We start from the raw sequence: 19932 nt of genomic DNA on the forward strand, positions 1-19932 counted from the left end.
TGCCGAGCCGGCGATTGAACCTGCGTTCTTCGAACCGCGCCTCTTTATCACGCCTCACGCGCGGGCGGCGGGCATTCGCCTTCCGTTCACTTGCGCGGGTGGCCCCGAGAAGCGGCACCCATCCGCCGACCTGGATGCGCCGAATGGCCGACGTGAGCATCAAGACCCCCTCCCGAGACGTGCGCGACCGGATCCTGCGGTCCGCCGCGGCGGCCGCCACCGGTCTGGCCGCCGCCGCCGCGGCCGTCGGCGCGGGCGAGCTGGTCGCCGCGTTCACCGGACCCGACACCGCACCCGTATACGCGGTGGGGTCGGCGGCGATCGACCTCACGCCGACTCCGCTCAAGGAATACGCCGTCCGCACCTTCGGCACCAACGACAAGCCCGTCCTGCTCACCGGCATCTACCTCACCATGGCCCTGCTCGCCGCCCTCGCCGGAACCCTCGCCCGACGACGGCCGCTCGCCGGCGCCACGGTGTTCGCGCTCTTCGGCGGCGTCGGCATCTGGGCCGCCCTCTCACGACCGGGCGCCACCACCACCGACGCACTGCCCGCCGTCACCGCAGGCATCGTCGGATTCGCCGCGATGCTCCTCCTCGCCCGACTTCTGCGCGGGGCCGCTGCCACCGCATCCCCCGACGGGACAGGCGCACGGCTCCCCGAACCCCTCGCCGTCACCGAGCGGCCGGCTGTCGACGTGCCTCCGCACGGCCCCAGCCGCCGCACCGTCCTGGCCGTCACGGGCGGCACCGTAGCGTTCGGCGCCCTCACCGGCTTCGGCGGACGAGCGCTCTCTGACAACCGCTACGACATCGCCGCCGCCCGGGCCGCGGTCCGTCTCCCCGCACCCGCCGAACGCCTGCCGCCGCTACCCGGCTCCCTCCACCCCGCGGTGCCCGGCCTGTCCCCGTTCACCACCCCCAACGCGGACTTCTACCGCGTCGACACCGCCCTCACCCTGCCCCGGATCGACCCCCGGCACTGGTCACTGCGCATCCACGGCATGGTCGACCACCCGATCCTGCTCACGTTCGACGACCTGCTGCGCCTGCCGCTCCAGGAGCTGGACCACACCCTGTCCTGCGTCTCCAACGAGGTCGGCGGCCCGTACGTCGGCACCACCCGCTGGCTCGGCGCCTCACTGCCCGCCCTGCTGCGCCGGGCAGGGGTACGACCGGGCGCGGACCAGCTGGTGGGCCGCTCCCAGGACGGCATGACCATCGGCACGCCGCTGGAGTCCGTGCTCGACGGCCGCCCGGCGCTGCTCGCGGTCGCGATGAACGGCGAGGCCCTTCCGGTGGCCCGCGGCTTCCCCTGCCGCAGCGTCGTACCGGGCTTCTACGGCTACACCTCCGCCACCAAGTGGCTGGTCGACCTGGACGTCACCACCTTCGCCGCGTACGACCCGTACTGGGTCCGACGCGGCTGGGACCGCCGGGGCGAGGTGCGCACCGCCTCCCGCATCGAGGTCCCCGCCCCCTTCGCCCGCGTCCCCGCCGGGGACGTCACGCTCGCGGGAACCGCCTGGGCCACCCACCGGGGCATCGCCGCCGTGGAGGTGCGCATCGACGGCGGACCCTGGCAGACCGCCCAGCTCGCCGCCGACGGCGGACCGGACCTGTGGCGGCAGTGGACCCACACCTGGTCCGCGGCGCGGCCCGGCACCCATCGCATCGAGGTGCGGGCCACGGACGCCTCGGGGGCCGTCCAGACCGAGCAGCGCGCCGCGCCGTTCCCGGCCGGCGCGACCGGCTGGCACAGCACCGTCGTCACCGTCACCTGACCCGCCCGACCGCCCGGGCCCGGCCCGTGGCCGAGTCAGCAGCAACCACCAAGGCTTCGGGCCGACCTTCCGCCAGCCCGAATCAGTACGCCACTACCTCATGAACCCATCCAGATCAGGAGAAACCTCATGTCGCTGTCCCCCATCCGCCGCTCCTCCCTGGCCACCGTCCTGGCGGCCGGCGCGCTCGCCCTCACCTTGAGTGCCTGCAGCAGCAGTGGCAGCGGAACCGCCACGGACACCCCGTCCGCGTCCGCAGCCGCCTCCTCCGCCGTGCCGGCCACGGCCACGCCCGTGCAGGCGATGGACCAGCCCTTCGGCGCCGCCTGTGCCGCCGTGCCGAAGGACGGCGCCGGATCGTTCACCGGCATGGCCAAGGACCCCGTCGCCACCGCGGCCTCGAATAACCCGCTGCTGTCCACGCTGGTCACCGCGGTCAAGCAGGCCGGCCTGGTCGACACCCTCAACTCCGCCCAGAACATCACCGTGTTCGCCCCGACCAACGACGCGTTCGCCAAGATCCCCAAGGCGCAGCTGGACGCGGTCCTCGCCGACAAGGACAAGCTCACCAAGATCCTCACCTACCACGTCACCCCGAACCGCCTCGCCCCCGCCGAGCTGCCCGGCACCCACAAGACGCTCGAGGGCAGCGAGCTGACCGTCACCGGCTCGGGCCAGGAGTTCACCGTCAACAAGGACTCCAAGGTGCTGTGCGGCAACGTCCAGACCGCCAACGCCACCGTCTACATCGTCGACACCGTCCTGATGCCCACGTCCTGAGCCTTGCACGGCCGCCGACCACGCCGGGGGTCGGCGGCCGGCCGCGTTCCAGCCGTCGGCACCGATCGGCCACCAAGTTACTTCGCCCGCCCACCAAGCCGTCGCCCCGGTGCCCGCGAACCCTCAGTAGGAAGCGCGCAGTTCAGCCGGCAGCAGTCCCGCCCATCCGCGAAGCGGGCGCCGCGGACCGCGCGGACCCCCTCACCGGAGAGCATCCGCCATGAACCTACGACACCTCGCAGCACCCCTCCTGGCCGCCGTCCTGCTCGGCGCGGCCGGCGCACCCGCCTTCGCCCACGAGGGCACCGGCATCGACGAAAGCCGCACCACGACCCCCTTCCGCACCTCGGCTTTCCTCGCCCCCCACCAGTCGTCCTTCACCCTGGCCATCCTGCTGCCCGTCCCCACCAACCACGTCCACAGCGTCGGCACCGCCACCGTGCAGCTCAACAGCGACAACACCGCCCGCATCGCCGTCAACGCCACCGGGCTCCTCAACGGCGCCCCGCACGCCATGCACATCCACGAAAAGGGCAGCGGCGAATGCCCCACCGCCGACGCCGCCGGCGACCACAACGGACACCAGGCCATCAGCACCACCGACGGCCTGCCGGCCTACGGCCCGATCGGCACCTCCCTGACCACCACCGGCGACACCAGCCCCGGCAGCGCCCTGGCCGTCGACCGCTTCCCGTCCTCCGGGACCTTCCACTACAGCCGCACCATCCAGCTGACCTCCGACGTAGCGCAGCAGGTCCGGGACGACAACGCCGTCGTCGTCGTCCACGGCATCGACTACAACGGCAACGGCCGCTACGACAACGTCCTGGGCGCCAGCGAACTCAACTCCGCCCTGCCCCAGGAGGCCACCGCCCCGGCCCTGTGCGGCCCACTGCACTGACACGCTCAGGGTGAAGTCGGCCAGGTCGACGGCCACCAGGCCCTCGGCCTCGCCGACGGCCTGGTCGTGGGCGTGCTGCAACCGGTCCGTGTTGTCCACGGTGAGGTCGCCCGTCAGGGTGCGCACCACCGCCTCGCCGACGACGGCGAGGGCGGCCGGGTCGTCCGGCGCGGTCGGCGTCGGTCGGCGTCGGTCGGCTCCCACGTCCTGTCATGCTGCTGCCGCTCGGCTTCCTTCCTCGGCCGGACTCTCGATGATCGTCCGCATGTCCACGGCTCGCCGTAGCGCCGCTCCGGGGTGACCCGCCGCGGGGGCCGGGCCCGCAGGCATCGCTACACGCGGCTGGTGCCGGGGCTGTCCGGTGCGGCCGGGCGGGGGAGGCGGGCGGCGGCGGTGCCGAGGCCGGTGGGGCCGGAGAGGGTGCGGCCGTAGTGGTGACGCAGGTCGGCCTCGCGGTAGCGGCCGCTGACGGCGTGCCAGTGCAGGTTGCCGGTCATGACGGTCCTGAGCCGCTCGACGTGGTCGGCGACGGTCTGCCGTTCTGTGCCGTCGAGGTCCAAGTCGTCGCAGAGGACGCGCAGTTCGGCGGTGGCCAGATGCCCGAACTCGTCGAGGCGTGCGGTGGCGAGGTCGGCGACGACCCGGGCCGCTTCCGGGTAGCCGCAGTCGAAGATGTGCCGCACCACGAGCGGGGCGTTGTGGAAGCCCCCCTCGAACTCGACCTCCCGCTGGAACGAGAAGAGGTCGTTGACCAGGCCGGCGTGGTCGGCCGCCGTCCGCTCCAGGGACCGCACGGTGCCGCTGTTCCGGACGGCGTCGGACAGCGGCCGCTGCACCCCGCCGCGCGGGCTTCCTGCGGCAGTGAATACGACCCCGCTTCTCCGCGCGCTCGCGGGCCCCGGGGATCAGCCGCTCCAGGGTGGACACCCCAATCATCAGCCCCAGACGGCGCCGCTGACCTACCTTGCTGTTCCTGGCCGACAGCCGCCGACTCCACCCGGAACAGCCTCGCCACCGAGCCCAAGGACCGTACGGCCGCCCCGCACCACCCGGAGCCCGCCCGCCTGCGCCACGACACCGTCCGGCTCGCCCGCCTTCCTCGTGGCTTCGAGATCACAGCAGCGGTCGGCGTGGTCGATCGGTCAGGCAGGCGACAGTACGTGTGCTGATCGGACAGGTAGCGCGGATTTCGGCTTGCTCAGCTTGTCGTTCACTGGCCGGGCACCTTGCCGGGGCCGGTCGGGTCAGCGCCAGGGTCGGTGTCTGATGTCGATGACGCGCATGCCGGCGGCCGTGGCGGCGGTGACGCCTTCGTCGGTGTCCTCGTGGGCGAGGCAGCGGGCGGGGTCGGCGCCGAGGAGGCGGGCGGCGTGCAGATAGGCGTCGGGTGCGGGTTTGGGACGGGCGACGTGATCGCGGCCGACGACGGTCCAGGGGAGGTCGTCGAGCCCGACGACCTCCAGGCCGTGTCGGACGATGTCGCTGTAGTTGGCGGAGACTACGGCGATGGCGGCGTGCTCGGCGGCGGCGCGTGCGATGGTGGTGGCCGCGGTGATCGGTCTGATCCGGTCGGTGTTGGCGAACCAGTAGGCACGGGCGGCCGCGGCGAAGGTCTCCTCGGGCAGCGCGGCCGGGGGGAGGGCGAGGCGTCGGCGTAACTGGCGGGCGGTGAAGACGGGTTCGGCGGCCACCCAGTCGAGGGTGACGGTGATGCCGTGGGCGGCGAGCGAGGCCTGCACGGAGCCGTGGTTGATGTCGGTGGTGTCGGCGAGGGTGCCGTCGAAGTCGAAGGCGTAGGCGGCGTAGACGGTGCGGCCCGCCGGCGCCTCCGTCGCCGTCGCCGGGGAGCTGGTGCGCTGATGGCTCGTCATGGGGTGAAGTCCACGGGGAGGCGGGCCGGGCCGTGGACGACCCGGTGCTGGTGGGTGGGGATCTCGTCCGGGTCGGCGGCCAGGCGCAGGTCCGGGAAGCGGCGCAGCATCGTGGTGAGCAGGGTGCGCAGTTCGATGCGGGCGAGTCGGTCGCCGATGCAGTGGTGGGGGCCGTGGCCGAAGCTGAGGTGTTTGGCGGCGTCGGGGCGGTGGGGGTCGAAGTGGTCGGGGTCGGTGAAGCGGGCGGGGTCGCGGTTGGCGGCGGGCAGGTGGAGGACGACCCGCTCCCCCGCCTGGATGGGCTGTCCGGCGACGGCGAGGGGTTCCCGGGCGACGCGGAGCAGGCCGAACTGCAGGACGGTGGCGAAGCGCAGGGTTTCATCGATGACGCCGTCCACGAGGTCGGGCCGGTGGCGCACGGTGTCCCACAGGCGGGGCGGGCGCAGCAGGAGGAGGGTGGCGAGGCCGATGACGTTGGCGGTGGTCTCGTGGCCGGCGATGAGGACGAGTTGGGCGAGGGCGGCGATCTCGTCGTCGGTCAGCGTGGTGTCGGTGGCCTGGGCCTGGAGCAGGCCGGAGAGCAGGTCGTCGGCGGGTTCGGCGCGTCTGAGACCGATCAGGTGGAGCAGGTAGGACTTCATCTCGGCCTTGCTGGCCAGGAGTTGGTCGCGGGTGCGGTCGAGGGAGAGCAGTTCGGCGGTGAGGCGCTGGTACCGGTCGCGGTCGGCGAAGGGGACGCCGAGGAGTTCGCTGATCACCAGGGACGGGACGGGCAGGGCGACGGTGGCCATCAGGTCCGCCGGGCGGGGCGCGGTGGCCAGGGCGTCCAGGTGCTGGTCGACGATCGCCTCGATCCGGGCGGCGAGTTGGTTGATCCGCCGGGCGGTGAACTGGCCGTTGACGAGCCGGCGCAGCCGGGTGTGTTCGGGCGGGTCGCTGGTGAGCAGGTCGCTCGGGCGCAGTGCGGCCATTTCCTCGGGGGTGATGAGGCTGGCCCGGATGTGGGAGTTGAGGTGGGGGCGCCGCGAGCTGAGCCGGGGGTCGGCGAGGGCGGCGCGGACGTCGTCGTAGCGGGTGACCAGCCAGCCCGGTGGGCCGTCGGGGAAGGCCAGCGGTGCCACGGGCAGGTCGGTGCGCAGGCGCTGGAGTTCGGCGGGTGGGTCCAGTGGTCCGGGACGGTCGACGGGCAGGGGCCGCGGCGCGTCGGTGGTGCTCGCCCGTGCGGGGTGCCCGGTCATCGGGTGTCGTCGCGGTCGAAGCCGGTCAGGGCGAGCAGGACCCAGGTGTCCGTGAAGACGGGCGCGTCGAACAGCAGGGGCCGGGGGGCGACCTGGTCGGGCAGCGCGACGAAGGAGCCGTCGGACTCCTGTCGGGACAGCAGATGGGCCACGCCCGCCCGCACGACGGCGTCGTCCTGGGGGCGTCGGCCCATGGCGGCCAGGGCCATCAGCGAGTAGCAGGTGCTGGTGGTGTCGCTGGCATCGCCCGGCCGGTAGCCCCAGCCGCCGTCCGCGTTCTGCGCCTCGGCGAGGAAGCGGTGGGAGGCGGCGTCGGAGTCGGCGATACGCGCCTTGAGGGTGGTGCGGGTCGCCTCGGGCACGGAGTGCAGAGCCCGCGTCGCCCGCCAGATCGTGTTCGCCTCGCTCAGGCTCCAGCTGCGCTCGAAGGTGCCGTCCTGGTGCTGGGCGTCCAGCAGCCACCGGGCCGCGGCGTCCAGCAGGTCGCCGTGGTCGGTTCCGTTCCACGCCATCGCGCTGACCGCGCCGGCGGTCATGCCGACCTCGGACGGGTCGCCCTTCATGTAGGTCGGGAAGCCGCCGTCCCTCCCGGCGATGCCCCGGAAGTACCCGCCTGCCCGCTGCAGGGCCTCGCGGTGGCGCACCGGGTCGACGGCGGCCAGGCACGCGGCGGCGTAGGAGCTGGCGTCGACGTCGGTGTGCCGCATGCGCTCGGCGAACGTCCACCCGCCGTCCGGCATCTGTTGGTCGATCAGGTAGTCGCACATACGGTGGAGGAGCGCACGGTCCGCTCCCGCCCGGGCCAGCGCGAGCCCCGCGGGGCCGGTGTTGAACACGTCCAGGTTCGACATGCTCGGCACCCCGCCGTCCGGGTTGCGGCACGCCAGCACCGCGGCCACGCCGGTTTCGACCAGCGGGTGGCCGGGGGCGAACTCCTGGACGGCCAGCAGTGCCAGGAGGTGGGCGGCGGTGTAGTTCTCCCACACCGGAGCGCGACTGGAGCCCAGCAGCTCCAGCAGCCGTTCGCGCTCACCGTCGTCGACCTGGTTGCCCGCGCCGAGACCGTGGGCGACCAGGACCCGCACGCTCAGCATGATCATCTCGATCCAGGTGACCGTGTTGTCCGAGCCCGCGGCCGCCGCACGGTACGGACGCAGCATCGACGCCTCGAACGGGACCGCGCCCGCCACGGCCAGGTAGGCGTCGAACAGCAGCCGCTTGCGCGCCAGCGTGAAGTGGTCGAACCCGGCCAGCAGCTCACCGCCCACCACATCGGTGCCAACCGTCCGGCCGTGCAGGACCGCCTGCGCCAGCGCCGCGTCGAACCCGCCGACCTGTGCCTGCGGGGCGGCCAGGAACTCCGCGAGCCCCTGCTCCTGTCGGGGGTGGCCGCCGCGCCGGCGCAGCAGTGCGAGTAGCAGCGCGGACTCCAGCGTCCGGCTGGAACACGGCCTGCGCACCGCGCCGTCCGCGCCGACCGCCGCACTCAGGCTCGCCCGCACCCGCTCCCGGGCCGCCGCGAGCCCGCCGGGCATCGGCTCCGGTTCGCGGGCCGTGCCCGGTCCGGTCGTCTCGATCTCGCTTGTCGTCACGGTCGACTCCTCGTTCTCCCCGGTTCGCACGGCGCGGCCGGTGCCGCTGCCTACAGCCACGGACCGGCGACTGTCAGGACCCCGCCATTGAGGACGAACGAATCCCACATCGACGCCGGATACCTGTTGATCTTCGAAACTGGTCCGCAGAAGACCGACATTCGCTACTCGTTGCGCGACCATGACCACCCGCTGCCGATTGTCGCCCCCCGGCGCCGGCCGGCGCCCGACTGGTGGTCCTCGTTCTGGACCATCAGCGGAAGTCTCTGCGGAGCACGCCAAATGCCGCGGGTTCAACCAGTGGTTCTGTTCACGAGCAGCCGCAGGGCGAGGGCCGATTCCCCGGGGACTCTGCTGCACACGACGTCCCGAGGGCCCACCACGGCTACGGGATGGTGGGCCCGCAGTCGGGATGTCAGCTCCCCGGTCGCACGCAAGTCGGTCGTAGCCGTCCTCGGTCTTACGCTGTCACCCCCGTCTCACGAGCGAGCAGCAGTACTTCCTCGACCCACAGCCGACCGAGCCGTTCGGCGCCTGGAAGGGCCCGGTCCGCGACGAAGGCGATCTGGGCGGTGTCCCGATAGGTGCAGAGGCACACGGACAGGGGGTGGCGGTCGGGCAGGTGCATGTGCGGGATCACCGCGACGGCTTCGCTGTCCCCCAGGACCAGTTGGTGGGGAAAGGGCACGTGGGAGGCGATCAGCGGTGCGTACCCCGGGTTGCTGAGTAGCTTCATCATCCCGAGCATGGCACCGGGGCCCAGCCGGTCGAACAGTGCACGGCTCGTGCGGCGCCCGCGGACTGTGAGCACTTCACTGTCGTGGTCCGCGATCTGCCGAAGACGTCGTAGCGGTGACGCCTCGTGCCAGGGCAGGGGAATGCGCGCCAGGCCGAACTGATTGCGCGCTGCGCCGGGTTCGCCGAGCGCACGGGTGCTGACCGGGACCATGGCGTGCAACGCGCGACGCGGCGGAGCCGAGGCGATGTCGATGGGTACCCAGCGACGCAAGGTGGCAGCCAGAGCAGCCAGGTACACATCGTTGACACCGCCTCCGACCGCCGATCCGACGTCTGCCATGAGCCGACGCGGCACGTGGCCGGTCGACAGGAGTTGCTGTCCGCTGCGTGGATGGCGTGCCGCCCACCACGGCGAGGTGGGAAGCAGATCGGCTCCTACGGCGGCTGCCAGTCTCAGCACGTCGCGCGGCCCTGCCCGTCTCCCTCCCCTCGCAGGCCTGCTCGCCGGGGAAGCAGTCGCCAGTGGTCGGGGACTGAACAGAGCGGCGATGGTGCGGATGGCGGCGAGGCCGTCCTGTGCGGCGTGGTGGACGCGGTAGCACAGCAGGTACTCCTCCTCGGCATAACCGTGGACGAGCCAGAGGTCCCACGGCGGGGCGCCGACCGGTAGCGGCAACGTACGCAGGAGGTCGACAGCCTCACTCGCTGCGCGCGGGCCCGGGACGACTCTCAACTGCCTGACATGGCGGGTGAGATCGAAGCCGGGGTCGGCCTCCCAGGTCGCGCCCGGACCGCTCCCGGTGATTCGTTGGCCCAGGACGGGAAGCTGTTCGAGGCGGCCGCTCACGTGGTCACGCAGAAAGTCCAGCCCGGGCGACGGGCCGGACATGTGCGCGGCACCGCCGATCTGCAAGTAAGCCGCAGGCCGCTCGAGTTCGTAGGCGAGGAAGCATCGGTCGATCGTCGCAAGCGGGTGGCTGCGGGCGGCAACGGTCATGGGCACCTCGATCGGTCGGGTGACTCTGCGGCATGTCGGTGGTCACCGTGATGTGGTTGGCCATGCTCGCATTTCGTTGACGTGCGCAGGAGCGAGAGGCCTTCGGCGTGGACGGACTGTCACCCGTGCGGGGCATTCGAGGAGTTGCGCTGCGATGCGGGCGGCCGTGGCGTTCCGCCGACCGCGTTCCGTAGGCGTTGTGGGAGCGCGCCCGGTGCGGGGCTCGCTCCGGTGCACCCGATCGGGTGACGGCGACGGGACATCCGGGCTGAACGGAGTGCGCCGCACGGCTGAGGTGCGGTAATCCCGTATCCCGTACAGGTGGGTTCTCGAAGCCGAACCAGGAGAAGTGTGATGCCGGCCGGATTCAGCGATCTCATCGTTCGTCACCGCCGCGCCGCGCTGGCGGCGGCCCTGATGCTGATGTGCCTGCTGGGATGGTTCGATCTGGGAGTGTTCGGACACCTCTCCAACGGCGGGGACACCCCGCGGGGGGCCGAATCCGCGGCGGCGACAACGGCGATCCGGGAGAACTTCGGCCACGGCGGCACCGACGCCGTCGCCGTCTACCACAGCCACCGGTGGACGGCCGACGATCCGGCCTTCCGAGAGGAAGTCCAGGCCTCGCTCAGCTCCCTGCCACCGGGCGTCGTGACCAGCACCCAGGACTACTGGAACACCGGGAGCCGGGCCTTCCTCTCCGAGGACCGGCACTCTGCGGCCGTCGTCCTGAGCCTGGGTGGCCCTGACGACACCGCGAAGACGGCCTCGTACCGCACGGTGCGCAACACCGTGCATCCCGACGGCATCGATGTCGCCTACGGCGGGCAGACGCCGTTCTACGCGGACACCACCGACCTCGCCCGCAGCGACCTGGCCCGAGCGGAACTCTTCTGCGCGCCGGTCCTTCTCCTACTGTTGTGGCTCGTCTTCGGCAGCCTGACGGCCGCCGTGCTCCCGATGGCCGTCGCAGCGGCCAGCATTGTGGCCGCCACGGCGGCCCTGAGGCTGCTCACCCTGGTCATGCCGGTTTCCGTCCTCACCCTCAACCTGGTGACGATGGTGGCGATGGCGCTGGCCGTGGACTACGCCCTGTTCGTCGTCGCGCGCTTTCGTGAGGAACTCGACCGTGGCAGCGAGCCGGCTCGGGCGCTGGCGGCGACGATGGCGTCGGCCGGGCACACGGTGCTCTTCTCCGGCCTGACCATCGCCGCGGCCATGCTCGCGCTGGTGGCCCTGCCCTTCGACTACACCCGCTCCGTCGGGGTTGCCGGAGCGGTGACCGCCTCCCTGGCGGCACTGACCTCGCTGACGCTGCTTCCCGCGGCGCTCGCCGTTCTGGGCCACCGGGTGAACGCGCTACGGCTGCCCGTGCCCCGATGGTTGCGCAACCCCGTGGCGGCCATGCAGTCCACGGCGGACCAGAGCGCTTGGGCGCGACTCGGCCGCACGGTGATCCGGCGGCCCGTACGCTACCTGGCGGGCGCTCTGGTCGCGCTGGCGGTACTGACCCTGCCGATGACCCACGCCCGCTTCGGTGCCACCGACCACCGCACGCTTCCGAAGAGCTCACCCGTCCGGCAGGCCACCGAGGCACTCTCGCGCGACTTCCCCGCACTGGGGCTGGACCGGATCCAGGTCGTCACCCAGTTCTCCCACTCCCTGAGCTCCCCGGAGGGAAGCGCAGCCCTCGAAACCTGGAAGCAGCAGCTCACCGCGCTGCCGGGAGCCGGCTCCGTGCACGTGACGGCCGTATCGGGCCGGTCGGCAGTGGTGACCGTCTCGGGGCCGAGATCCCCGCACAGCGGCCCGGAGAGCGGCCCGGCAGCCGACCTCGTCGAGTCCGTCCGGGCGCTGCCCGCACCCGACGGAGGAGCCTTCGATGTCGGCGGCCCGGCGGCCGCCACCGTCGACCTGCGGCACGCCCTCCGGGGCCGACTGCCACTGACCGGACTCTGCATCGCCCTGACCAGCTTCGCGCTGCTGCTCCTGACGTTCCGCTCGGTCGTGGTGCCACTCAAAGCACTGCTGACCACCGGACTCTCCCTGGGCGTCGCGTTCGGCGTCGTCACCTGGATCTTCCAGGACGGCCACCTCTCCCGCCGGCTGGACTTCCAGCCCAACGGATACATCGGCGCCCTGGAGCCCGTCGTCATGCTGGCCCTGCTGTTCGGCCTCTCCATCGACTACGAACTCTTCCTGCTCTCACGGATCCGCGAGCACTACCACCGCACGGGCGACAACGAGGCGGCCGTCGTCACCGGGCTGCGTCAGAGCGGAGGGATCATCACTTCCGCTGCGGTGCTGATGCTCACCGTCGTCGCGGCCTTCGCCACCAGTGGCGTCCTGATGGTCAAGGAGATCGCGATCGGTGTCTTCGTCGCGGTGGCCGTGGACGCGACCCTCGTACGGGCCCTGCTGGTCCCGGCGACCCTTCGCCTGCTCGGCGACGCCAACTGGTGGGCACCCGGCCGACTGCCCAGCAGGCCGATACGTGACCCGAACGCGGCTGACGCGGGCGCGACCACCCCGGCCCCGATGGGACGGGGGTAGGCCTTCGAGCGGCCGCCCCGGCCCCGGACGCGCCGGCCCCACCTCACTAGCCAGACGCTCGGGGGCGTGCAGGCGACCGTCACCACCACCGCCACCTCCGTCGTCGGCAACGTGACCACGGCGGCGACCAGCCTGATCGCCATGCTCTCCCTGAATCCGACCCTCACCGTCCTCTCCCTGGCGATGCTGCCGGTGTTCGCCTGGATCACCCGCCGGGTCGGCGACGGCCGACGTGACGTCACGCGGCAGTACCAGCGGAAACTGGCAGTGATGTCCGCGCTGGTCGAGGAGTCGTTGTCGGTGAACGGGTTCCTGCTCGGAAGAACCATGGGGCGCACCGGCACGCTGAACCGGGAGTTCGCCGGCCACTCCAGGGACCTCACCGACCTCGCCGTCCGGTCGACGATGACGGGCCGCTGGCACCAGTCCACGGTCTCGGTGGTCCTGGGCATGATGCCGGTCGCCGTCTACTGGGCGGCCGGCACGTGGGGATCGACGGACAGGGCCGGACGTCGATCGGCACCGTCGTCGCCTTCGCGGTGCTTCAACAGGCGCTGCTCGGACCGTCCGTGTCGATCCTGCAGAAGGGCGCACCACGATCACCATCACCCACCGCCTCGCCACGATCGGGGACGCGGACCGGATCATCGTCATGGACGGGGGAAGGATCGTCGAACAAGGCTCGCACCCCGAGCTCATGGCACTCTCGGGCCGCTATGCCGCGATGGTCGGTTCGAGCCGGCCCGGGAGAGGTCGGGGGAGTCGCTCCGGTCCCGCCCCGGGGAGCGGGACCGGCCTCGGATGAGGCCGCCCACGGTCCGCTTTCGAGGTCGAGCGCATGTCGAGCGCGTCGCACAGCCGGACACCGCACTGGTCCCGGGCGGGCCGCCCGACACCGGACCGGTGCCCGTCTCCCTTCCGTCGACGTTCCCACCGACCGAGTTCCCAGGCCTGCTGCCGCTCGCCGACCTGGTGGTCGTCCCGTTCGACGGCGAGGTCCCGCAGCCGGCCCGGACGACCTTCCCCCTGGACTCGCCGCTGGTGCCGTCGGAGCGGACGGGCGTCGCGCCGACGCCCGTCCTCCGGGACACGGCGGAGTCCTTCCGGGGCGTCGAGGTCTTCAGCGAGCGGTCGGGCGCCCGGGTGGACTGGACGCTGACGGACACCCAGAAGACGTCCGGCGGTGTCCGGGGTGCCTTCGAGTACCGGCCCGGTGACGGCTCCGCAGCGCCTGTGGCCGCCGTGACGGTCCGCCACGGGCTGGTCCCGGTCGCCCGCCCGGTCGGTCCACTGCTGGCCGTGGTGGCGATCGGCGGCGTCACCTACGTTGCCGCCGACGCCGCCGACCACGCCCGGGCCGCCGGCAAGGCCTCGATCGCCGAGCGGAAGAAGTCGCGCGCCCTCGCGCTCCGCGCCCTGTTCGTCGAGGGCGCCACCTACCGGCCGGACGTCACCTGGGCGGGCTCGCTCGACGGCAGCCCGCGGAGCTCGGGCGCCACCGAGGCTGAGGGGCCCGCCCCGCGCTTCGGGGCGGAAGATAGGCGTGGGGAGAAATGGAACGCATGCTCGAAGTAGCATCCCTGCGAGGCTCTCCGGCCGGCACTTCCCAACCTCCGCAGTGGCGGAGTCGGACGGAATCATCCCTGTAGAGAAGTCAGAGGGCAGAGGGCGATGAGTGTGGCTGAGAGTTGGTCGCGTGTGATGAGTCTTCTTCGGGAGCACGCGCCGGCCGATCACGCGGAGCTGCCAGGGCCCACTACGGAGCAGATGCTCGCGGCAGCCGAGGAACGGATGGGGATCTCCCTGCATGGGGACCTGCGGACCTGGCTGTTGCAGAACAATCTGGATCTGCCGGAGGAAGACGTCGACGACGACATCATGTGCTGCGGCTTCGACGGGTTCCCCGACGAGGGGAGCTTCTTCCTGGGCATCCGGGCGATGGAGAGGCTCTACGCGAACCGCTCCACGGCCTGCGGATTCGACCCTCCGGACCAGCCGGAGAATCCGTTCTGGCGTAACGAGTGGATCCCGTTCCTGTCGGACCAGGACGGTTGGATGGGAAAGTTCGTCGATGTGCGGGACGGACGCGTGGGCAGTTGGTTCGTGAGTGGCCCCACAGTCACGGGCGAGCACGAATCGATGGCCCAGTACTTCGACTCCGTGGCGGAGACGCTGACGAGGATCGCCGATGGGAGCTCCCCGGTCTGTCGGTTCACCGAAGGTCGACTTGCCTGGTCGTGAGACGGGTCCCGACTGGATGACGGCCATGACCCATCCGTCCTCACCCCGGAACGGCAATGAGATTCCTCAGCGAGGAACTCGCGGTACTCGGCGGTGATTCCGCAGGGGGCCTGGCCGGTCCGGATCCGACGAGGACCATCCCCCGCAGACGGGCGAGTCGCGTCGCGGCGACGAGCTTCGCGACCTTGCCGCCCATGGGGTGTCCGACCAGCACGTAGTCCTCGATTGCGGCGGCGGCGAGGACGGCGACGCGGTGCAGCAGGTCACCGGGCGTACCGCGAAGGCTTACATCGTGGAGCGGATCGTGCTCGGGGCGAAGCGCCTACTGGCTCACGAACGCTTCACCGCGGCGCGGTGTGCGAGTGAACTCGGGTTCCCGGACCCGTCGAACTCCTCGCTCTCCTTCCGGACGAGACGGGCCTGCGCCCCGGCGCCTGGCAGGCGGCGACGATCCTCGACCGACCCGTCGACATTCGTCCCCCACCGGGCTACCTGCCGGCCGGAGCAACGGTCTCGACGACGTGTTCGACGACGTGTTCGACGACGGTCTCGACGAGCCCGGTCTCCAGCCGGAGCACGTACCCCGACACCGACGCGAGGACCTCGCCCGTCATCAGCGGGTCGGCGAGGAGCTTCTCGACGTCGTGCCGCACGGTGGCGACCGGGTCCGTCACCGCGCGCTGGGCGAGCACGGCGTCGTCGCCTCCGGTGCGGTCAGCGAACGCGCGGCGGAACGCCGGTTCGGCGAGCAGACCGGTACCGCACTGCGTGTGATGCACGATCGCGACGTCCATCCTGACTCCGAGCCGCACCGCCAAATAGGCGATGTCCTCGATCACGCGGCTGTCCACCCGTCCGCCCGTGTTCCGCAGCACTCCCACGTCCCCTGTTCCGATCCCGAGGAAGCCCGCGGGCTCGACGCGCGGATCGGCACAGACCAGTACCAGCGGAAGCCGCTCCGGCATCGGTGTGGGCATCGCCAACCGGGCGAGGTCCACGTTCGCCGCGAAAACCTGGTTGCGCTTCAAGAACTCGTCGAAGTCCGACACGATTCCTCCATGTGGTGTACCTACAACATTGATGGCGTCGGCTACGCTACATAGGAGGAGGTGCATATGCAACACCAAGGATCGGAAGAACCGAAGCTGCGAGCCCTGTGGATGGCGGACCGGTGTCTCGGCAGGCGCATCGCCCGGCTGCACCGGCTCGTCTCGCGGCGCTTCGAGGCGGAGCTGCGGGAGTCGGGGCTCACCCTGCCGCAGGTCGAGGTGCTCTCCGAGATGACCGCCTCCGGCGAGCCCGTTCGCCCGTCGGAGATCGCCGGCTGGCTCGGGATCGAGCGCTCCACGATCAGCCGCAACCTCGACCTCCTCGCCCAACTCGGCTACGTCCGCGCCACAGAGACATCGGCGACCGGGCGAACGACCCGTGTCGTCGTGACCGACGCCGGCCATCAGGCACTGGCGGACGCCCAGCCCGCCTGGGAACGGGCGCAGGCGTGGATCAGCACCGCCGTCGACGAGGACGCCGTCGACACGCTCGACCGCTGGCTATCCGCCCTCGAACTCGCCCCCCGGCCCCGCTGACCGCGAACGCGGACCCTGCGGCGCAGGGCCTCGTTCCCCCCTCCGACGATGACGCGGCCACGGGGGCGGCAGCCGAGGGGGTGGCCCGGGGTGTCGGCCTGCCGGCCGCCCGGATCCAGTTCCGCAGGGTCTCCGGGTTGATCCCGAGGTCGTCGGCGACCGACTTGATCATCGAGCCCTGCTGCGACTCGTACAGCGCGACCGCGTCCGCCTTGAACTCCGGCGGGTAGTGCTTCATCACCATCGGTGCAGGACTCCTGTCCACCCAGACCATCAAGGCCCGAGTGTCTCTGGTGTCCAACATCCGGGGTCAAGGCCCCGGGCCGACCTGACCCACGGCCCCGCACGCGCCGGCTGTCGGCCGACAGCCGGCGCTTCCCGGAGGAGAGCCGGACCGAAAACGATGCGGCACCGCTGCGACTGGGCCCGCCGACCGCACCGGCCGAACCTGCGGAAGAGCCCGCACTCTGTGCGCGCACCCGATCCTCGAGAAGCGGAGCGGACCATGAAACTGCACGATGAACTGCCGGTCGACCACCGGCTCTCCCAGGTCTACCGCGCCGGCGCCGGTCTGTGCGGCGCGGCCCTGTTCGTGTTCGGCTGCCTCGGCCTCGCGGACGGGCTGTCCTTCTTCAGTACTTCCGGGGAGACGATCGCCGGCTTGTCCAGCAACGGGCTGCTCAGCCTCGTCTCGGTCATGACGGCCGTCGTGCTCGTCGTCGGAGCGCTGATCGGCGGCAACATCGCCTCCACAGTCAACATCACCGTAGGCACGCTGTTCGTCCTCAGCGGCTTCGCCAATCTGGCACTGCTCGAGTCGTCGGCCAATATCCTGGCCTTTCGACTCCCGAACGTGCTCTTCAGCTTCGTCATGGGTCTGCTGATCGCCACATTCGGCATGTACGGGCGGGTGAGCGGCAAACTGCCGCTCGACAACCCCTACTGGCGCCACCGCCATCAGCGGCCGGCCGCCGGCGACGGGAATGCGGCCCTCCCCGAGAAGCCGGGACAGTTCGCACGGTGACCGACCTGGCCGGGAGCGCCCCTGCGGATGAGCCGGACCTGCAACCGGCGATCGAGCACCGCCGCTCCAGCCGCCGTCCCGTCGCCGAGCGCGACCTTCCAGAGGTGGTGACTCGATACCCGCCAGGTCGCGCGAGGCGGATCGACCCGCGCGACGCACCCCCTGCCCCGGGACCGTGTCTGCAGCTCGCGGCATCGGGTTCCGGGCGCACGGGGTGGCGCGCAGCCGTTGTTCAGCGAACCGGGTGCAGGGCAGCGGTGTCGTCCGTGCGGTATTCCAGTCGGCTGGTCACGTCGATGACACCGTCCACACTCCGGCACAGCCGTTCCACCACCGGCACCAGGGCGCGGTGCTCGACCGTGCCGCTCAGGGTGACCCTGCCCTCGTCGACTCGCACACCGACGCGGCCCGGCGCGACCCCCAGGGTGCGGTCGAGGATCTCGTGGGTGATCTCCTCGTTGATGGCTCGGTCCTGGCGGAGGAAGACACGCAGCAGGTCGCTCCGGCTGACGATGCCGACCAGGCGTCCTGCCTCGTCGACGACGGGGAGGCGTTTGAGGTGGTCGCGCTGCATCAGGCGGGCAGCCTCGACCACGGTCCACTCGGGCCGCGCGCACACCGCCGGACTGGTCATGAGGCCTTCGGCGGTGGCGGCGCGGCTGCGGATGTGCTCGTCGGGTGACAAGTGCGGGGTGGGCAGCAGTCCGGCGGGGTCCTCCCGGGCGGCCTCGTTGAGCAGCAGGTCGGCCTCGGAGACCAGGCCGATCGGCCGTTCCTCGTGGTCCAGGACCGGTACGGAGGTGATGTCGTGTTCGGCGAGCAGGCGGGCGACTTCCTTGAAACCGGTGTCGGGCCGGACGGGGACGACTGCCCGGGTCATCAGCTCTCCCACGATGCGGTGTCGCATGGTCGGCTCACTCCTTCGCTGGTGCCGACAGCCCCGAGGCTGCGCGGTCGGGTGTGGCGGGTGCGGTGCGGTGTGGCGCCCGCGATCCGCCGCTGGGGTTCATACTGCTCGGCCACGATTCTTCTCCCTGCCGCTGTGGTCGTCTCCACCATCGGTTGACGGGCACGTGGTGGCGAAGGGCCGGGGGGCCTCTATGCCGGGACCTTCGGCCCCGGTGCGGCACGACCGCCGTTCCGGGGGCCGACGGGCCTGCCGGACAGGGCCCATCAGTCCCTGCCGCCGCCTGGCCCGTTGCGGTGCAGTCGGTGGGGGGGACGAAGCCTTCACAGACTCCGAGGAGCCGCGTATCCCGCGCTCCGCCCCCAGAGGCCAGGTCGCCGGGAGCGTTGCTCCCCCACCAGTGGCCCAAGGCCTGGGCAGCGGGCCGAGAGTCGGCCGGCATCCGCCTCCTGATCGACCGACGTGATCAGCAGAGCACTGCCCGCGGGCGACAGCCAGGGCCGGGCCCCCTCTCGCTCGTGCGCGACCATACCTGCCTGCGCCGACATCCGCCGCACCAGCAGTAGCCGACCGCGAGACGACCGCGGCCGGCCGCTGCACTTCTGCGTTCCACGGATCTCGGCCGCTTCCCGGTATCCATGGCCCAGGGCCGGAGCAGCCCTGGAGGCGCGTCACGGATATCCCTGGGCGGCCGCCGGATCACCCGCGTCAAGATCTCGGCCCCACGCCGCGCTCCTCCAGCGGCAGCGGCGCGAGCACGACGAAGCTCTCCGGTCGGTCGTGGAACTGTGGGGCTCGACTTGCCGGCGGGCGGGCGCGCGACGGGTTCGGTCAGACGGCGTGCAACCCGTGGGCGGTGAACACCGTGCGAGCGGCGGTCACCTGGTCGCGGGTGGGCGTCGGCGCGTCGGCGAGGGTGAACTCCAGACCCAGTGCGCGCCATTTGGCGGCGCCGAGCTTGTGGAAGGGCAGCACATCGACCCGGGTGACGTTGCCGAGGGAGGCGGCGAAGGAGGCGACGCCCTCGATGTTCTCGGGAAGATCGGTGAGCCCGGGGACGAGAACGAAGCGGACCCAGACCTCCGTGCCGAGGCCGGCCAGGCGGCGGGCGAAGTCCAGGGTGGGAGCGAGTCTCTGCCCGGTCAGGTGCCGGTAGAGCGCGCGGTCCCAGGACTTGATGTCGAGCAGGACGAGGTCGGTGTCGGCGAGCAGGGCGTCGGTGGCGCGGGAGCCGAGGAAGCCGGAGGTGTCCAGGGCGGTGTGCAGGCCGAGTTCGTGCTTGAAGCGATGCAGCAACTCGCCGGTAGGACCCGGCTGGAGCAATGGCTCGCCGCCGCTGATCGTCGCTCCGCCGCCGGAGGCGCGGATGAACTCAGTGTACTTGGCGGCCTCCTGGACGATCTCGTCGGCGGTGGCGGGTCGACCGTCGCGCAGGTGCCACGTGTCGGGGTTGTGGCAGTAACGGCAGCGCAGCGGGCAGCCGGCGAGGAAGGCGACGAAGCGCGTCCCCGGGCCGTCGACGCCGGTTGACAGGTCCCAGGAGTGCAGCATGCCGGACACCGGGCGTGAGGCCGCCGTGCCCGCGGGCGGGCACGGCAGGGGCGCGGCATCGCCGGCCGAGACGGCGACGGCGGTTTCGGTCATTGCGGTTCTCCTTGCACAGAGGCGCGGTGCCGACACCCGTGGTCGGGGAGGGCGTCGGCACCGCGTGCCGGTGAGC

At 71.6% G+C, this 19932-nt stretch carries 17 protein-coding genes and 2 pseudogenes; 10 read left to right on the forward strand and 9 right to left on the reverse strand.

Annotated features, from left to right (window positions below):
* Window positions 1-152 precede the first annotated feature (152 nt).
* From ACZ34W_RS24380 to ACZ34W_RS24390, 3 genes are all read left to right on the forward strand, one after another.
* Window positions 153-1784, forward strand: a complete 1632-nt coding sequence (locus ACZ34W_RS24380) for a molybdopterin-dependent oxidoreductase (protein ID WP_465607032.1) — start codon at window positions 153-155, stop codon at window positions 1782-1784.
* A gap of 129 nt (window positions 1785-1913) precedes the next feature.
* Window positions 1914-2564 carry a fasciclin domain-containing protein gene (locus ACZ34W_RS24385; RefSeq protein ID WP_465607034.1) on the forward strand — a complete coding sequence of 217 codons (651 nt, stop codon included), beginning with the start codon at window positions 1914-1916 and terminating at the stop codon, window positions 2562-2564.
* A gap of 220 nt (window positions 2565-2784) precedes the next feature.
* A complete protein-coding gene (locus tag ACZ34W_RS24390) occupies window positions 2785-3465 on the forward strand; it encodes a hypothetical protein (protein ID WP_465607036.1) in 681 nt (226 codons plus the stop codon).
* A gap of 332 nt (window positions 3466-3797) precedes the next feature.
* Here ACZ34W_RS24390 and ACZ34W_RS24395 read toward each other — a convergent pair whose 3' ends face one another.
* From ACZ34W_RS24395 to ACZ34W_RS24415, 5 genes are all read right to left on the reverse strand, one after another.
* On the reverse strand, window positions 3798-4301 hold the full coding sequence (locus tag ACZ34W_RS24395; protein ID WP_465607038.1) for a terpene synthase family protein: 504 nt from the start codon (window positions 4299-4301) through the stop codon (window positions 3798-3800).
* A 408-nt stretch (window positions 4302-4709) separates the two neighbouring features.
* Window positions 4710-5336 (reverse strand): HAD family hydrolase, encoded by a 627-nt coding sequence (locus tag ACZ34W_RS24400; RefSeq protein WP_465607040.1) that lies wholly within the window; start codon window positions 5334-5336, stop codon window positions 4710-4712.
* Complete coding sequence (locus tag ACZ34W_RS24405; RefSeq protein WP_465607042.1) at window positions 5333-6574, reverse strand: cytochrome P450; 1242 nt, start codon at window positions 6572-6574, stop codon at window positions 5333-5335. Before ACZ34W_RS24405 ends, ACZ34W_RS24400 begins: the two co-directional genes overlap by 4 nt.
* Window positions 6571-8166, reverse strand: a complete 1596-nt coding sequence (locus ACZ34W_RS24410) for a prenyltransferase/squalene oxidase repeat-containing protein (protein ID WP_465607044.1) — start codon at window positions 8164-8166, stop codon at window positions 6571-6573. Before ACZ34W_RS24410 ends, ACZ34W_RS24405 begins: the two co-directional genes overlap by 4 nt.
* Window positions 8167-8626: 460 nt before the next feature.
* Window positions 8627-9901, reverse strand: coding sequence for a wax ester/triacylglycerol synthase domain-containing protein (locus tag ACZ34W_RS24415; RefSeq protein WP_465607046.1), 1275 nt, complete (start codon window positions 9899-9901; stop codon window positions 8627-8629).
* Window positions 9902-10255: 354 nt separating this feature from the next.
* Between ACZ34W_RS24415 and ACZ34W_RS24420 the strand changes: the two genes are divergently transcribed.
* The 5 genes and pseudogenes from ACZ34W_RS24420 to ACZ34W_RS24440 all read left to right on the forward strand — a co-directional run.
* Complete coding sequence (locus tag ACZ34W_RS24420) at window positions 10256-12454, forward strand: MMPL family transporter (RefSeq protein WP_465607048.1); 2199 nt, start codon at window positions 10256-10258, stop codon at window positions 12452-12454.
* Between the two features lie 66 nt (window positions 12455-12520).
* Window positions 12521-12925, forward strand: a pseudogene (locus ACZ34W_RS24425) (ABC transporter transmembrane domain-containing protein); the annotation flags it as partial.
* Between the two features lie 432 nt (window positions 12926-13357).
* Window positions 13358-14029 carry a hypothetical protein gene (locus ACZ34W_RS24430; RefSeq protein WP_465607122.1) on the forward strand — a complete coding sequence of 224 codons (672 nt, stop codon included), beginning with the start codon at window positions 13358-13360 and terminating at the stop codon, window positions 14027-14029.
* A gap of 126 nt (window positions 14030-14155) precedes the next feature.
* Complete coding sequence (locus ACZ34W_RS24435; protein ID WP_465607050.1) at window positions 14156-14695, forward strand: SMI1/KNR4 family protein; 540 nt, start codon at window positions 14156-14158, stop codon at window positions 14693-14695.
* Window positions 14696-14945: 250 nt separating this feature from the next.
* Window positions 14946-15142, forward strand: a pseudogene (locus ACZ34W_RS24440) (helix-turn-helix domain-containing protein); the annotation flags it as partial.
* A 41-nt stretch (window positions 15143-15183) separates the two neighbouring features.
* On the opposite strand, the gene ACZ34W_RS24445 reads toward ACZ34W_RS24440, so the two are convergent.
* On the reverse strand, window positions 15184-15744 hold the full coding sequence (locus ACZ34W_RS24445) for a carbonic anhydrase (RefSeq protein ID WP_465607052.1): 561 nt from the start codon (window positions 15742-15744) through the stop codon (window positions 15184-15186).
* Window positions 15745-15855: 111 nt separating this feature from the next.
* Here ACZ34W_RS24445 and ACZ34W_RS24450 point away from each other — a divergent pair, with 111 nt between their 5' ends.
* Window positions 15856-16281, forward strand: a complete 426-nt coding sequence (locus tag ACZ34W_RS24450) for a MarR family winged helix-turn-helix transcriptional regulator (RefSeq protein WP_465607054.1) — start codon at window positions 15856-15858, stop codon at window positions 16279-16281.
* Here ACZ34W_RS24450 and ACZ34W_RS24455 read toward each other — a convergent pair.
* Window positions 16199-16585, reverse strand: a complete 387-nt coding sequence (locus ACZ34W_RS24455; protein ID WP_465607056.1) for a transposase — start codon at window positions 16583-16585, stop codon at window positions 16199-16201. The genes ACZ34W_RS24450 and ACZ34W_RS24455 overlap by 83 nt on opposite strands.
* A 201-nt stretch (window positions 16586-16786) precedes the next feature.
* Between ACZ34W_RS24455 and ACZ34W_RS24460 the strand changes: the two genes are divergently transcribed.
* Window positions 16787-17305 (forward strand): DUF4383 domain-containing protein, encoded by a 519-nt coding sequence (locus tag ACZ34W_RS24460; protein ID WP_465607058.1) that lies wholly within the window; start codon window positions 16787-16789, stop codon window positions 17303-17305.
* Window positions 17306-17537: 232 nt separating this feature from the next.
* On the opposite strand, the gene ACZ34W_RS24465 is transcribed toward ACZ34W_RS24460, so the two are convergent.
* Together ACZ34W_RS24465 and pflA are read right to left on the reverse strand one after the other, a co-directional pair.
* The gene (locus ACZ34W_RS24465) at window positions 17538-18212 is read right to left on the reverse strand and encodes a CBS domain-containing protein (RefSeq protein WP_465607060.1); all 675 of its coding nucleotides are present in this window, start codon (window positions 18210-18212) and stop codon (window positions 17538-17540) included.
* Window positions 18213-19043: 831 nt separating this feature from the next.
* On the reverse strand, window positions 19044-19856 hold the full coding sequence (gene pflA, locus ACZ34W_RS24470; protein WP_465607062.1) for a pyruvate formate-lyase-activating protein: 813 nt from the start codon (window positions 19854-19856) through the stop codon (window positions 19044-19046).
* Between the last annotated feature and the right edge of the window lie 76 nt (window positions 19857-19932).

This window comes from Kitasatospora sp. NPDC022856 (genome assembly GCF_055561235.1).

Coding starts and splice junctions, on each gene's coding strand:
- ACZ34W_RS24385 (WP_465607034.1), top strand. CDS start 1,914: ATGTCGCTGTCCCCCATCCGCCGCTCCTCCCTGGCCACCGTCCTGGCG.
- ACZ34W_RS24390 (WP_465607036.1), top strand. CDS start 2,785: ATGAACCTACGACACCTCGCAGCACCCCTCCTGGCCGCCGTCCTGCTC.
- ACZ34W_RS24400 (WP_465607040.1), bottom strand. CDS start 5,336: ATGACGAGCCATCAGCGCACCAGCTCCCCGGCGACGGCGACGGAGGCG.
- ACZ34W_RS24405 (WP_465607042.1), bottom strand. CDS start 6,574: ATGACCGGGCACCCCGCACGGGCGAGCACCACCGACGCGCCGCGGCCC.
- ACZ34W_RS24415 (WP_465607046.1), bottom strand. CDS start 9,901: ATGACCGTTGCCGCCCGCAGCCACCCGCTTGCGACGATCGACCGATGC.
- ACZ34W_RS24420 (WP_465607048.1), top strand. CDS start 10,256: ATGCCGGCCGGATTCAGCGATCTCATCGTTCGTCACCGCCGCGCCGCG.
- ACZ34W_RS24435 (WP_465607050.1), top strand. CDS start 14,156: ATGAGTCTTCTTCGGGAGCACGCGCCGGCCGATCACGCGGAGCTGCCA.
- ACZ34W_RS24450 (WP_465607054.1), top strand. CDS start 15,856: ATGGCGGACCGGTGTCTCGGCAGGCGCATCGCCCGGCTGCACCGGCTC.
- ACZ34W_RS24455 (WP_465607056.1), bottom strand. CDS start 16,585: ATGTTGGACACCAGAGACACTCGGGCCTTGATGGTCTGGGTGGACAGG.
- ACZ34W_RS24460 (WP_465607058.1), top strand. CDS start 16,787: ATGAAACTGCACGATGAACTGCCGGTCGACCACCGGCTCTCCCAGGTC.
- ACZ34W_RS24465 (WP_465607060.1), bottom strand. CDS start 18,212: ATGCGACACCGCATCGTGGGAGAGCTGATGACCCGGGCAGTCGTCCCC.
- pflA (WP_465607062.1), bottom strand. CDS start 19,856: ATGACCGAAACCGCCGTCGCCGTCTCGGCCGGCGATGCCGCGCCCCTG.